This window comes from Acidovorax sp. 106, assembly GCF_003663825.1.
Classification (GTDB): domain Bacteria; phylum Pseudomonadota; class Gammaproteobacteria; order Burkholderiales; family Burkholderiaceae_C; genus Acidovorax.
On record NZ_RCCC01000001.1, the window covers coordinates 672,677 to 685,318 of the forward strand.

At 62.1% G+C, this 12,642-nt stretch carries 11 protein-coding genes; 10 read left to right on the forward strand and 1 reads right to left on the reverse strand.

Annotated elements, in window-relative coordinates; all coding sequences use genetic code 11:
- The first annotated feature begins 53 nt into the window (after nt 1-53).
- Both C8C98_RS02955 and C8C98_RS02960 read left to right on the forward strand, forming a co-directional pair.
- A complete protein-coding gene (locus C8C98_RS02955) occupies nt 54-308 on the forward strand; it encodes a hypothetical protein (RefSeq protein ID WP_121453063.1) in 255 nt (84 codons plus the stop codon).
- Nucleotides 309-324: 16 nt separating this feature from the next.
- Entirely contained in the window at nt 325-684 is a 360-nt protein-coding gene (locus tag C8C98_RS02960; protein WP_121453064.1) for a hypothetical protein, read from the forward strand.
- Nucleotides 685-810: 126 nt separating this feature from the next.
- Here the strand turns inward: C8C98_RS02960 and ffh are convergent, their stop codons facing one another.
- Nucleotides 811-2,193: a signal recognition particle protein gene (gene ffh, locus C8C98_RS02965; RefSeq protein WP_121453065.1), complete on the reverse strand. Its 1,383-nt coding sequence runs from the start codon at nt 2,191-2,193 to the stop codon at nt 811-813.
- A gap of 106 nt (nt 2,194-2,299) precedes the next feature.
- On the opposite strand from ffh, the gene C8C98_RS02970 reads away from it, so the two are divergent.
- The 8 genes from C8C98_RS02970 to C8C98_RS21960 all read left to right on the forward strand — a co-directional run bounded on the left by C8C98_RS02970 (nt 2,300) and on the right by C8C98_RS21960 (nt 12,592).
- Nucleotides 2,300-3,097 (forward strand): inner membrane protein YpjD, encoded by a 798-nt coding sequence (locus tag C8C98_RS02970; RefSeq protein ID WP_121453066.1) that lies wholly within the window; start codon nt 2,300-2,302, stop codon nt 3,095-3,097.
- Entirely contained in the window at nt 3,094-3,327 is a 234-nt protein-coding gene (locus C8C98_RS02975) for a PP0621 family protein (RefSeq protein ID WP_121453067.1), read from the forward strand. Before C8C98_RS02970 ends, C8C98_RS02975 begins: the two co-directional genes overlap by 4 nt.
- Complete coding sequence (locus C8C98_RS02980) at nt 3,324-5,027, forward strand: PAS domain-containing sensor histidine kinase (protein WP_121453068.1); 1,704 nt, start codon at nt 3,324-3,326, stop codon at nt 5,025-5,027. The genes C8C98_RS02975 and C8C98_RS02980 overlap by 4 nt, the downstream gene beginning before the upstream one ends.
- Before the next feature lie 5 nt (nt 5,028-5,032).
- The gene (locus C8C98_RS02985) at nt 5,033-6,535 is read left to right on the forward strand and encodes a sigma-54 dependent transcriptional regulator (RefSeq protein ID WP_121453069.1); all 1,503 of its coding nucleotides are present in this window, start codon (nt 5,033-5,035) and stop codon (nt 6,533-6,535) included.
- Between the two features lies 1 nt (nt 6,536).
- Nucleotides 6,537-7,136, forward strand: a complete 600-nt coding sequence (ampD, locus tag C8C98_RS02990; RefSeq protein WP_121453070.1) for a 1,6-anhydro-N-acetylmuramyl-L-alanine amidase AmpD — start codon at nt 6,537-6,539, stop codon at nt 7,134-7,136.
- A 375-nt stretch (nt 7,137-7,511) separates the two neighbouring features.
- A complete protein-coding gene (locus tag C8C98_RS02995) occupies nt 7,512-10,421 on the forward strand; it encodes a ribonucleoside-diphosphate reductase subunit alpha (protein ID WP_121453071.1) in 2,910 nt (969 codons plus the stop codon).
- Between the two features lie 134 nt (nt 10,422-10,555).
- Entirely contained in the window at nt 10,556-11,728 is a 1,173-nt protein-coding gene (locus tag C8C98_RS03000; RefSeq protein ID WP_121453072.1) for a ribonucleotide-diphosphate reductase subunit beta, read from the forward strand.
- A 195-nt stretch (nt 11,729-11,923) separates the two neighbouring features.
- Nucleotides 11,924-12,592 (forward strand): histone, encoded by a 669-nt coding sequence (locus C8C98_RS21960; protein WP_121455986.1) that lies wholly within the window; start codon nt 11,924-11,926, stop codon nt 12,590-12,592.
- Nucleotides 12,593-12,642: the final 50 nt, after the last annotated feature.

Here is a 12,642-nt window from a genome sequence, read left to right on the forward strand (position 1 = left end):
CACTGTACCCCCACCGCCGCCTTGCAACGCGCGCCCAGCCCCTCATTTCCCCCATGGCCACACAAACCATCACCACCGACCAGTACAAGCTCTACCCCTCGCCCCGCAACCAGCACCGCGAGATTTTCGAGCACCAGGTCTTTGTGCCCCACCCCTACGCCATCATCGACCTGGACGTGATGGAGCTGGCTGGCAAAACCACGCTGTACGCTGCCTGCCGCCTGTCAGACATGAAGATGGGCCAGCTGGTGACCTTGGAGCTGGCCGCAGACAAGGCCAAGTTCGAGCGCCTGTTCACCCCCGACTGAGCTGCCCTGCCCGACCATGCACGAAGACGACAACCAGATCCACGTCCCGCCCTCGTTCGTGGCGGTGTATGCCGACAGCCGCCAGCGCCTGCGCGAGCCCGCCCCCGTCGTTCGCGCCCGCTACGAGCTGTGTGAAGACCTGGCGGGGCATTTGGTAGAGCACGCGCAAACGCTGTACCACGTGCAGGCACCGTCTGAAAAAGAGATCCTGCTGCGCATCCATGCCGGGCTGTGCACGGCCGAGTCGGGCGTGTCGGTGGCCGAGGCCACCTGGATCGCGACCCGCCTGGCAGAGCTGCTGAACTGGCCCTGCCCTGAACTGCCCCAGACGCTGCCCCCGCCCACCAGTGGCGATGCGCCCCCTTCATCGCACTGAGCACCCCCTCAAAGGGCATGGCCCCAAGAAAAAAACACGGCCCTTTTGCAAGAGTCGCGTTCTTTTTGGCCTCTAGCGCTTGATAAATAAGCGCTGGCAGCTATCAATTAAAGAGCAAAAAGCGCTTCAGGAGCCGCCAAACGGCATCTTGGGCATGCCGCCCAGGCCCTTCATGCCGCCCATGCGCTTCATCATCTTCATGAGGCCGCCGCCCTTCATCTTCTTCATCATGTCCTGCATCTGCTCAAACTCCTTGAGCAGGCGGTTGACCTCTTGCACATGCACGCCCGCGCCATTGGCAATGCGCTTTTTGCGCGTGGCCTTGATGAGGTCGGGCTTGCGGCGCTCCAGCGGGGTCATGCTCTGGATGATCCCTTCCTTGCGCTTGATGTCTTTCTCGGCCTTGTCCATGTCGATGGAGCCCGCTTTGGCCGTGAGCTGAGACGGCAGCTTGTCCATCAGGCTGGACAGGCCACCCATCTGCTTCATCTGCTGGATCTGGGAGAGGAAGTCGTTGAGGTCAAAGCCGTCACCACTCTTGACCTTGGCGGCCAGCTTTTGGGCGGCTTCGATGTCCACCCCAGCCGTGACCTGCTCCACCAGCGCCACGATGTCGCCCATGCCCAGGATGCGGCCCGCGTGGCGCTCGGCGTCAAACACCTCCAGGCCGTCGATCTTTTCCGAGACCCCTGCAAATTTGATGGGGGCCCCCGTGATCTGGCGCACCGACAGCGCGGCACCACCGCGCGAGTCGCCATCGAGCTTGGTCAGCACAATGCCGGTGAGCGGCAGGGCTTCCTTGAAAGCCTTGGCAGTGTTGATAGCATCCTGGCCCTGCATGGCGTCCACCACAAACAAGGTTTCCACCGGGTTGAGCGCGGCGTGCAGGTCCTTGATTTCCTTCATCAAGGCTTCGTCAATGGCCAGGCGGCCGGCCGTGTCCACCAGCAGCACATCAAAGTAGTGCTTCTTGGCGTAGTCGAGCGCAGCGTGGGCAATGTCCAGCGGTTTTTGGTCCGGCGTGCTAGGGAACCATTCGGCGCCCGCCTGAGCAGTCACGGTTTTGAGCTGTTCAATGGCGGCGGGGCGGTACACGTCACCCGAGACGGTCAGCACCTTCTTCTTGCGCTTTTCAATCAGGTGCTTGGCCAGCTTGGCCGTGGTGGTGGTTTTACCTGCACCTTGCAAGCCAGCCATCAATATGACGGCGGGTGGCTGGGCAGCCAAGTTGATGTCGGCAACGCCTTCGCCCATGGTGGCCGCCAGCTCGCGGTTGACGATGGAGACCAGCGTCTGGCCCGGCTTGAGCGAGCCCAGCACCTCTTGGCCCAGGGCTTTTTCCTTGACGCGGGCGATGAAGTCGCGCACCACCGGCAAGGCCACGTCGGCCTCCAGCAGCGCCATGCGCACTTCGCGCAGCATGTCCTGCACATTGGATTCGGTGATACGGGCCTGGCCACGCATCTCCTTGACGAGTCGCGTGAGTTTGTCGGTAAGTGCGGAGGCCATAGGAGATTTTGGAAAGGTTCCAGGGTTACCCGTTACCCGCACACAGGTCAAATGTGGGCAGGTTTGCCAAAGCGCTGGCAGCGGGCGAAAGGCTAAACTGTGACCCATGATTTTACCCAGTGCTTCCCCCGTCAGCTGGTTGCTGGCCCTTGCCGCAGCCTTGGCATACGCCGCACCTGCCGCAGCAGCCGCCCGGTTGGGCGCCACCGCCTCACGCAACGCTCTGCTGCTGGCATGGGTGTTGCACGGTGCCCTGCTGGTCTGGGGGCTGTGGGGTGACGCGCCCCGATTCGGTTTTGCCCCGGCCCTGTCAATGACCGCCTGGCTGGTATTGACGGTGTACGCCGTCGAGCGGCAGCTATTTCCCCAAATGCAGGCACGCTGGGTGCTAGCCGCCCTGGGCGCAGCCACTATCTTGCTGGCCCTGGCGTTTCCTGGACAGCCACTGCATGTGGCGGCCTCGGCTTGGCTGCCACTGCACCTGGCCTTGGGCATTGCCTGCTATGGCCTGTTTGCCGCTGCCGTGGTGCACGCCTGGCTCATGACCCGTGCAGAACACCACATCCGCCAGGCCGAAGACCCGCACAGCGGCATTCCTCTGTTGACGCTGGAGCGGCTGACCTTTCGCTTTGTGACGGCCGGTTTTGTGCTGCTGAGCGCCACCTTGATGGCGGGCTGGCTTTTCAGCGAAACTCTTTACGGCCGCGCTTGGCGCTGGGACCACAAAGCCGTTTTCTCGATGCTCTCGTGGCTCACGTTTGCCACCTTGCTGCTGGGCCGCGCACGGTTTGGCTGGCGCGGGCGCAATGCAGTGCGGGTGCTGTACGCGGGCGCCGCCTTGCTGATGCTGGCGTATGTGGGATCGCGTTTCGTGATGGAAGTCGTGTTGGGCCGCAGCGCATGAAATACCTGGTCTTGCTCATCGTGCTGGTGATTGCCGTGGGTGTGTGGCGAAGCAAGCGCGAGTCCGCCCAGCCAGCGCGCACACCGCCCGCAGCCCCGCCCAAGCCACAAGACATGGTGGCCTGCGCCCACTGCGGCCTGCACCTGCCCTACAGTGACGCGGTCGTACAAAATGGCGTCGCCTATTGCAGCGCAGACCACCTGCGCGCTGGCCCAGCGCTGCGCCCATGAAAGAAGCCCTATTGGCCGACGCCCGGCTGAACACTGCTGACGCGCCCTTTGTACGCCTGTGGCGCGGCTTTCTCACGGGACGGGTGATGATTGCCGTGGCTCTGCTGGTGCTGCAGATTCTGGGGCAGTTGTTCAACCAGCTCAGCGACCCTGTCTTGGTGGCGGTGTGTGGGGCCTATCTGTGCGCAACCGTCCTGCTGCGCATTCTGGGGCGCCATGCCCCCCCTGCTGCGGGTACGGGCGTACAGTGGCTTCCGTCCATCGGCGTGGACATTGCCGTGGTCAGCGCCCTGCAGCTCTTGCACACGGGCACCATGAGTTTCACACCCTTGTTCGGCCTGCCCATCTTGATGGCAGCCGTACTGGGCACCCTGAGCCTGGCGCTGGGCACCACCGCGGCCGTGACGTTGCTGCTGTTGCTGTGGGCTTGGTGGAGTAACACCCAATCGCTGAGCGACGACACCCAGCGCTACCTGCAAAGTGCGCTGACAGGCACCGGGTATTTTGTGGTGACCTACTTGGTGCACCAACTTGCCACCCGGCTGGTGGGCGAGCAGGAAGTCGCCCAGCGCAACAAGATGGCAGCGCAGGTGCAGACCCAGGTGAGTGCGCTGGTGATTGAGCATTTGAGCGACGGCGTGCTGGTGGTGGACGAAAGCGACGTGGTCCGCATGGCCAACCCGGCGGCCCAAAGCCTGCTGGGTGAGAGCCAGCACACCCAACTGCCTTTTTCTCTGGGCCGGTGCGAAGGCTGGCAGCCCCTGGTGGACCTAGCACACCGCACGTTTGACAAGGAAGCCCCCCAAACGGCCGACGTCGCACTGCTGCACCCTGGCGAAAGTCCCACCGGGCTGCATGCACGCACCTGGATGACATCCACCCACGCCGACCCGCAAAGCCGTGGAGAGCGCCTGTGCGTGATGTTCTTGCATGACCTTCGAGAACTGGAAGCGCGCCTGCGCACCGAAAAGTTGGCCGCCATGGGCCGCATGTCTGCGGCTGTGGCGCATGAAATCCGCAATCCGCTGGCCGCTATCGTCCAAGCCAACGCGCTGCTGGAAGAAGACCTGCAAGACCCTGGCCAAAAACGACTGGCACAAATGGTGCAGCAAAACGCCGACCGCTTGGCCCGCATCGCAGAGGAGGTACTGGACATTGCCCGCGTACAGCACCAGGCCAACCACGCACCGGCCTCCACGCTGGCGCTGGATGCCAGCGTGGCCCAAGTGTGGAGCGACTGGTGCGCCCAGGCCCCCGCCAAGCGCCAAGGGCAAATCCTGCTCAACGCACCGATGCTGCACGTAGAGTTCGATACCGAGCACCTGCGCCGGGTGCTGGTCAACCTGCTGGACAACGCCCTGCGCTACATGGGGCCACATGAAGACTCGCTACTGGTGCAGACCCGTACCAGTGCGACCGGACAGATTACGCTGCAGGTCTGGAGCGATGGGGCCCCCATGGACAAATCCGTGGAGCGCCACCTGTTCGAGCCCTTCTTCTCCTCAGAGAGCCGCTCCAGCGGCCTGGGCCTCTATATATGCCGCGAACTGTGCCAAAGGCACGGCGCCTCCATCAGCTACCAGCGCACCCACCGCACCACAGCGCGTGGCAACACCGGCGGCAATGCCTTCACCGTGGCGTTCAGGCGCACCACACGCCCCCAAGAAGCCGCCACGCTATTCGACTCCATCGTGATCTGAGAACCATGAACGCCACCGCTGCCTCCATTTTGGTCATTGATGACGAGCCCGACCTGCGCACACTGTACGAGTTGACCTTGTTGCGCGAGGGCTACCGCGTCGAGACCGCCTCGACCGTGCAAGAGGCGCGTGAACAACTCAAGGGCCGCCCCTTTGATGTGGTGATCACCGACATGCGCCTGCCTGACGGCTTTGGCATGGAGATCCTGCAAGACCTGCGCGACCAGCAACGCCGCGAACGCTGTGTGGTCATGACCGCCTATGGGTCGGCAGAGAACGCGGTAGAGGCACTGCGGTCAGGCGCGTTTGATTACCTGACCAAGCCGGTCGATCTCAAGCAGTTCCGCTCGGTCGTGGCCTCTGCGGTGCAGGGCACCGGAGCGACACCCGCCCCCCGAGCCCCCAGAGCGGGCTCCACCCAGCGCTCGTCGGTCTCTGGTGGCGAACAGGCTGCGACTGCCACAGGAATCGTGCCCGCAGCGCTGGCACGCATGGTGGGCGACTCCGAAGCCATGCGCAACGTCAAGCAGCGCATCGCCAAGGTCGCGCGCGGGATGGCGCCCGTGTTGGTGCACGGCGAATCGGGCACCGGCAAGGAGCTGGTGGCCCAAGCCTTGCACGCCTGCAGCCAACGCTCGGATGGCCCCTGCATCGCCGTGAATTGCGGCGCCATCCCGGAAAACCTGCTCGAAGCGGAGTTCTTTGGCGCGCGCAAGGGGTCGTACACCGGCGCCAACCAGGACCGGGACGGCTACTTCCAGGCGGCGCGGGGCGGCACACTGTTTCTGGATGAGATCGGCGACCTCCCGCTGGCCATGCAGTCGAAACTTCTGCGCGCGATCCAGGAGCGCAGCGTGCGCCCCCTGGGTTCGACCCAAGAGGAGACAGTGGATGTGCGCATCGTCAGTGCCACCCACCGCGATTTGGCCGCCGATGTCCAAACCGGGCGCTTTCGCCAGGACTTGTACTACCGCCTGAATGTGATCGAGATCGTGATTCCGCCACTGCGTGAGCGCCGGGAGGACTTGCCCGCCCTGTGCACCACCTTGCTGGCGCGCATCAGCCAAGAGTCCGGCATGCCCGTGCCCCGACTGAACGAAGCAGCCTTGCAGGCCATCGCCTCACACCCCCTGACAGGCAACGTGCGTGAGCTGGAAAACCTGCTGCACCGCGCCGTGGCGCTGAGCGAAGGGGACGAACTGCAAGTGGAGTGGCAAGGCGACGCCGCATCCGCGCAACCCTCAGCCCGCCCCGAGCCCACGCTCGACCAACACCCCCACAGCGCGCCGCATTCGGCGGCAGATTGCCCCGCCTTGCCCAACGATTTGCAGGCCTGGCTCGACCAGCAGGAGCGGGACATCCTCGTTCGGGCGCTGAAAGAGTCCGGATTCAACCGCACCGCCACGGCCGCGCGGCTGGGCATCAGCCTGCGCCAGATTCGCTACCGCATCGCCCGGCTGAACATTGCAGTGCCCAACGACCAGGACTTTCTGGACGAGATCGGCTGACATGGCCGCACCCCCATCGGCAGACCTGTGGGACGGTGGCTGGCACCGCGATGCCGTGCGCCTACCCTCCTCCAACTACGGCCCCCGCCCTGCGGACGCTAGGCAGTCGGTGGACTTGGTCGTGGTGCATTCCATCAGCCTCCCGCCCGGGCACTACGGCACCGGGGCCGTGCAGCAGTTGTTCACCAACACCCTGGACTGGGATGTCCATCCCTATTTCCAGCAGATCCGTGGATTGCAGGTGTCGGCCCACTTCTTTATTGAGCGCAGTGGACGACTGTGGCAGTTTGTGGACTGCGATCAACGGGCGTGGCACGCAGGCCAGTCGGCCTATCGCGGCAGAACCAACTGCAACGATGACTCGATTGGCATTGAACTGGAAGGGCTGGAGGGGCATCGTTTTGAGTCTGCACAGTACCTCACCCTGGCAGCGCTTTGCCATGCCTTGGCCGAACGTTACCCCCTGCGCTATCTGGCAGGGCATGAGCATGTGGCCCCCGGGCGCAAGCAAGACCCAGGGCCTGGATTCGATTGGCGCAAACTGGCCGAACTTCTCGCCAAAAGCACCCTGGACCTCCCCAGTCAAGTGCCCCCCACCTAAACCCGACCTGGTTTCAGGTTTAAAAATCGGGGCAGATTCAGGGTAGGATCGCCCCCCTTCCGAAAAGACAAATCAAGCACTGAGCGCCCCAGCGGGCCAAACCCCGCGACATCCCGCGCTGCCACAAGGTTCAGAGCTCTAAACCGTGTAGTAAAGCGGGTTACGCGCTCTGCGCCACCCCACCACGGGGTACCAAACGGCCGGTGCCTAGCAACCACACTTCTTCAAGGCACTACACTACTGGTAGTGTCTTGACTACAATCGACACACCATATGTAGCGTGCGACAGCCAAAACACTGGCGCACCATTCTTGCCTTTGCAGCAGCCCCAGCGGCTGCCCACACACCCCCGTCAGCCCACAGAAGAGGACACCCATGCAAGCTGCTTTGAACACGCCCGCCACCGCGCACGCCACCCCTGAAGAAGCCGCAGGCGACGCCGCCAACACGGCAGCCAACGCCCAAGGCCACTACCAGATCATCCGGCGCAACGGCGCGGTCGTGCCCTTCGAAGCACCCAAGATCGCCATCGCTCTGATGAAAGCCTTTTTGGCGGTGCATGGCACCCAAGGCGCAGCATCGGCCAGCGTGCGCGAGGTGGTGGACGCCTTGACGCAGGGCGTCAGCCGCGCGCTGATGCGCTCGCGCCCCGGCGGAGGTACCTTCCATATCGAAGACGTACAAGACCAGGTTGAGCTGGGCTTGATGCGCGGTGGACACCACGAAGTGGCCCGCGCCTATGTGCTGTACCGCGAGCGCCGCACGCAAGAGCGCGCCAATCTGGTCAAGCAACATGCCCCCGCCGTGCCTGTACTCCATGTGCTGGACAACGGCCAGCGCGTCACGCTGGACCTGCACCGCCTGCAGTCCCTGATCGAATCGGCCTGCGTTGGGCTGGGCAAAGATATCAAGGCGGACCCCATCGTGGCCGAGACCATGCGCAACCTCTATGACGGTGTGCCCATGGACGAGGTGTACAAGGCATCCATCCTGGCGGCCCGTACCCTGATCGAGAAAGACCCCGACTACACCTACGCCACAGCACGCTTGCTGCTGCATACCATCGTGCGCGAAGTGCTAGGCCGGGACGTCACGCAGGACCACATGGGCGCAGCATACGCCGAGTATTTCCCTCAGTTCATCCAAAAGGGTGTGGACAACGAACTGCTGGATGCACGCCTGCTGAAATTCGACCTGGCCCGTCTGGCGGCAGCCCTGAAGCCCCAGCGCGACCTGCAATTCGACTACCTGGGCCTGCAAACACTGTACGACCGCTACTTCCTGCATGTGCGCAAGAGCCGTATCGAGTTGCCCCAAGCCTTCTTCATGCGTGTGGCCATGGGCCTCTCGCTCAATGAAAAAGACCCGGAAGCCCGTGCCATCGAGTTCTACGAAGTGCTCTCCAGCTTCGACTTCATGTCCAGCACGCCAACGCTGTTCAACAGCGGCACGCTGCGCTCACAGCTGTCGAGTTGCTACCTGACCACGGTGCCCGACGACCTGGACGGCATCTACGAATCCATCAAGGAAAACGCCCTGCTGTCCAAGTTTGCGGGCGGCCTGGGCAACGACTGGACCCGCGTGCGCGCCCTGGGTTCACACATCAAGGGCACCAACGGCGAGTCCCAAGGCGTGGTGCCCTTCCTCAAGGTGGTCAACGATACGGCCGTGGCCGTGAACCAGGGCGGCAAACGCAAGGGCGCCGTCTGCACCTATCTGGAAACCTGGCATCTGGACATCGAAGAGTTCCTGGAGCTGCGCAAGAACACCGGCGACGACCGCCGCCGCACGCACGACATGAACACGGCCAACTGGATCCCCGACCTGTTCATGCGCCGCGTGATGGAAAAGGGCACCTGGACCCTGTTCTCCCCATCCAACGTGCCCGATCTGCACGACCTGTTTGGCGCAGACTTTGAAAAGGCCTACGTGGCCTATGAGGCCAAGGCTGCCAGCGGCGAACTCAAGCCCAGCAAGACCTTGCAGGCGACCGACCTGTGGCGCAAGATTTTGACCATGCTGTTTGAAACAGGCCATCCCTGGATCACCTTCAAGGACGCCTGCAATGTGCGTTCGCCCCAGCAGCACGCTGGCGTGGTGCACTCGTCCAACCTGTGCACGGAAATCACGCTCAACACGAGTGACACCGAAACGGCCGTGTGCAACCTCGGCTCGGTCAACCTGCGCCAGCACTTGAAGGATGGCCAGATCGATCACGACAAGCTGAAGAAAACCATCACGGTGGCCATGCGCATGCTGGACAACGTCATCGACATCAACTACTACGCCGTAACGAAAGCCCGCGACTCCAACCTGCGCCACCGTCCGGTGGGCCTGGGGCTCATGGCCTTCCAGGACAGCTTGTATGAGTTGCGCATTCCCTACGCATCCCAAGAAGCCGTCGAGTTCGCCGACAAGTCGATGGAAGCCATCTGCTACTACGCCTACTGGGCATCGACCGAGCTGGCCAAGGAACGCGGCCAGTACTCCAGCTACAAAGGCTCGCTGTGGGACCGCGGCATCCTGCCCTTCGACACACTGGACATGCTGGCGCAAGCCCGTGGTGGCTATGTGGAAGTGGACCGCTCGGCCACACTGGACTGGGATGCGCTGCGCAAGAAGATTGCACAGGACGGCATGCGCAACTCCAATTGCGTTGCCATTGCGCCTACGGCCACCATCTCCAACATCATCGGCGTGGATGCCTCGATCGAGCCATCGTTTGGCAATCTGTCGGTCAAGTCCAATCTGTCGGGTGAGTTCACCGTGATCAACGGCGGCCTGGTGCGCGACCTCAAGCGCCTGGGCCTGTGGGACGACGTGATGATCATGGACCTCAAGCACTTCAAGGGATCGCTCCACCCCATCGACCGCGTGCCCGCCGACATCAAGGCGCTGTACTCCACCGCTTTCGAAGTGGAACCGAAGTGGCTGGTGGAAGCGGCCTCGCGCCGCCAAAAGTGGATCGACCAGGCCCAGAGCCTGAACATCTACATGGCCGGTGCATCGGGCAAAAAGCTGGACGACACCTACAAGCTCGCATGGGTGCGTGGCCTCAAGACCACCTACTACCTGCGCACGCAAAGCGCGACACACGTGGAAATGAGCACCGTGAATACGCGCCAGCTCAATGCCGTCTCGTCCGGTACCGAAGGCACTTCGGCCCACGGCGCGCAAGCCCACAGCAACGCACCCGAAGCCTCTGCCGCAACCACATCAGCAGTGCCAGCCACCGACGTTCAATTCACGGCGATTGACGACGTGGCTTGCGAGGCGTGCCAGTAACCACAACCATGCAGCACACCGACCCCAATTGGTGTGCTGCGCATGTGCTGTGAAGCAACAAATCGTTGCTGCATAACGCTTCAGTGCTTTCCTTTTTGCAGCACTGCTTTCATAATCCGAACACTGGAAAATCTATGCTGACCTGGGACGAAGAAGTCAAGCCCTCATCGCAAAATCAAACGGACGGCGGTCTGCAAAACAACCGCCAGGCAGAGCAGTCTCCGCTGCCTTCTGAGTCCACGACACCGCAGCCTGCAAACAGTGCACAGCAGGCCCCTGCTGCCACACACCGCCGTGTCAATGCAGCAGACAAGCGCATCATCAACGGCCAGACGGACGTCAACCAGCTGGTCCCATTCAAGTACAAGTGGGCTTGGGAAAAATACCTCGCCACCTGCGCCAACCACTGGATGCCGCAAGAGGTGAACATGACGCGCGACATCGCGTTGTGGAAAGATCCGAATGGGCTGACCGATGACGAGCGCCGCATCATCAAGCGCAACCTCGGCTTCTTTGTGACCGCCGACTCGCTGGCCGCCAACAACATCGTGCTGGGCACCTACCGCCACATCACTGCGCCTGAATGCCGCCAGTTCCTGCTGCGCCAGGCGTTTGAAGAAGCCATCCACACCCATGCCTACCAGTACATCGTGGAGTCGCTGGGCCTGGATGAAAGCGAAATCTTCAACGCGTACAACGAAGTCCAGTCCATTCGTGACAAAGACGAGTTCCTGATTCCCTTCATCGAAGCGATCATGGATCCGAACTTCCACACCGGTACGCTCGAAACCGATCAGACACTGCTCAAGTCCCTGATCGTTTTTGCCTGCCTGATGGAAGGGCTGTTCTTCTACGTCGGATTCACTCAGATTTTGGCGCTGGGTCGGCAGAACAAGATGACCGGCGCGGCCGAGCAATACCAGTACATCCTGCGCGACGAGTCGATGCACTGCAACTTCGGCATCGACTTAATCAACCAGCTGAAGCTGGAAAACCCACACCTCTGGACCCCAGAGTTCAAGGCCGAGATCAATGCCCTGTTCATGAAGGCCGTGGAACTGGAATACCGTTACGCCGAAGACACCATGCCGCGTGGCGTGCTGGGCATGAATGCGTCGATGTTCAAAGGCTACCTGCGCTACATCGCCAATCGCCGCGCCACCCAGATCGGCCTGGAGACCCTCTTCCCGAACGAAGAGAACCCCTTCCCATGGATGAGCGAGATGATCGATCTGAAGAAGGAACGCAACTTCTTTGAAACCCGGGTCATCGAGTACCAGTCGGGCGGTGCCCTGTCTTGGGACTGATCAGATCAGATCGCGCACTTTCGGCCATGGACGCTTACACCACACCCCGCCCACAAGTCCCCTCACAGAAGGGGCTCGGCGATGGTGTTCCCGTATTCATGGTGATGGAGCTCAAGAAGCGTCCATCACCATGGATCGCTTCTTGTCCACTGCAGACAGGAAGTGCTCTTTGCTAATTGACCCAAGGAGAACATGATGGCAACTGCGAAAAAACCGGCCGTAAAGAAAGCCGCCCCTGTGAAGAAGGCTGCTGCTCCAGCGAAGAAGGCTGCTGCTCCAGCGAAGAAGGCTGCTGCTCCAGCGAAGAAGGCTGCTGCTCCAGCGAAGAAGGCTGCTGCCCCAGCGAAGAAGGCTGCTGCTCCAGCGAAGAAGGCTGCTGCTCCAGCGAAGAAGGCTGCTGCCCCAGCGAAGAAGGCTGCTGCTCCAGCGAAGAAGGCTGCTGCTCCAGCGAAGAAGGCTGCTGCTCCAGCGAAGAAGGCTGCTGCTCCAGCGAAGAAGGCTGCTGCTCCAGCGAAGAAGGCTGCTGCTCCAGCGAAGAAAGCTGCTGCTCCAGCGAAGAAAGCTGCGGCTCCAGCAAAGAAGGCTGCTGCTCCAGCGAAGAAGGCTGCTGCTCCAGCGAAGAAGGCTGCTGCTCCAGCGAAGAAAGCTGCTGCTCCAGCGAAGAAAGCTGCTGCTCCAGCAAAGAAGGCTGCTGCTCCAGCAAAGAAGGCTGCTGCTCCAGCGAAGAAGGCTGCTGCTCCAGCAAAGAAGGCTGCTGCTGCAAAGAAAGTGGTGAAGGCTCCTGCCGTGACTGCAGCCCCTGCTGCTCAAACCACACTGAACCCCCAAGCTGCTTGGCCATTTCCTACAGGCTCCAAGCCCTAAGGAATTTGCGCTTTACCAAGCCCAACCCGGTGCCCTGCACCGGGTTTTTT

Coding starts and splice junctions, on each gene's coding strand:
- C8C98_RS21960 (WP_121455986.1), top strand. CDS start 11,924: ATGGCAACTGCGAAAAAACCGGCCGTAAAGAAAGCCGCCCCTGTGAAG.
- C8C98_RS02985 (WP_121453069.1), top strand. CDS start 5,033: ATGAACGCCACCGCTGCCTCCATTTTGGTCATTGATGACGAGCCCGAC.
- C8C98_RS02955 (WP_121453063.1), top strand. CDS start 54: ATGGCCACACAAACCATCACCACCGACCAGTACAAGCTCTACCCCTCG.
- C8C98_RS02995 (WP_121453071.1), top strand. CDS start 7,512: ATGCAAGCTGCTTTGAACACGCCCGCCACCGCGCACGCCACCCCTGAA.
- ampD (WP_121453070.1), top strand. CDS start 6,537: ATGGCCGCACCCCCATCGGCAGACCTGTGGGACGGTGGCTGGCACCGC.
- C8C98_RS03000 (WP_121453072.1), top strand. CDS start 10,556: ATGCTGACCTGGGACGAAGAAGTCAAGCCCTCATCGCAAAATCAAACG.
- C8C98_RS02975 (WP_121453067.1), top strand. CDS start 3,094: ATGAAATACCTGGTCTTGCTCATCGTGCTGGTGATTGCCGTGGGTGTG.
- C8C98_RS02960 (WP_121453064.1), top strand. CDS start 325: ATGCACGAAGACGACAACCAGATCCACGTCCCGCCCTCGTTCGTGGCG.
- ffh (WP_121453065.1), bottom strand. CDS start 2,193: ATGGCCTCCGCACTTACCGACAAACTCACGCGACTCGTCAAGGAGATG.
- C8C98_RS02980 (WP_121453068.1), top strand. CDS start 3,324: ATGAAAGAAGCCCTATTGGCCGACGCCCGGCTGAACACTGCTGACGCG.
- C8C98_RS02970 (WP_121453066.1), top strand. CDS start 2,300: ATGATTTTACCCAGTGCTTCCCCCGTCAGCTGGTTGCTGGCCCTTGCC.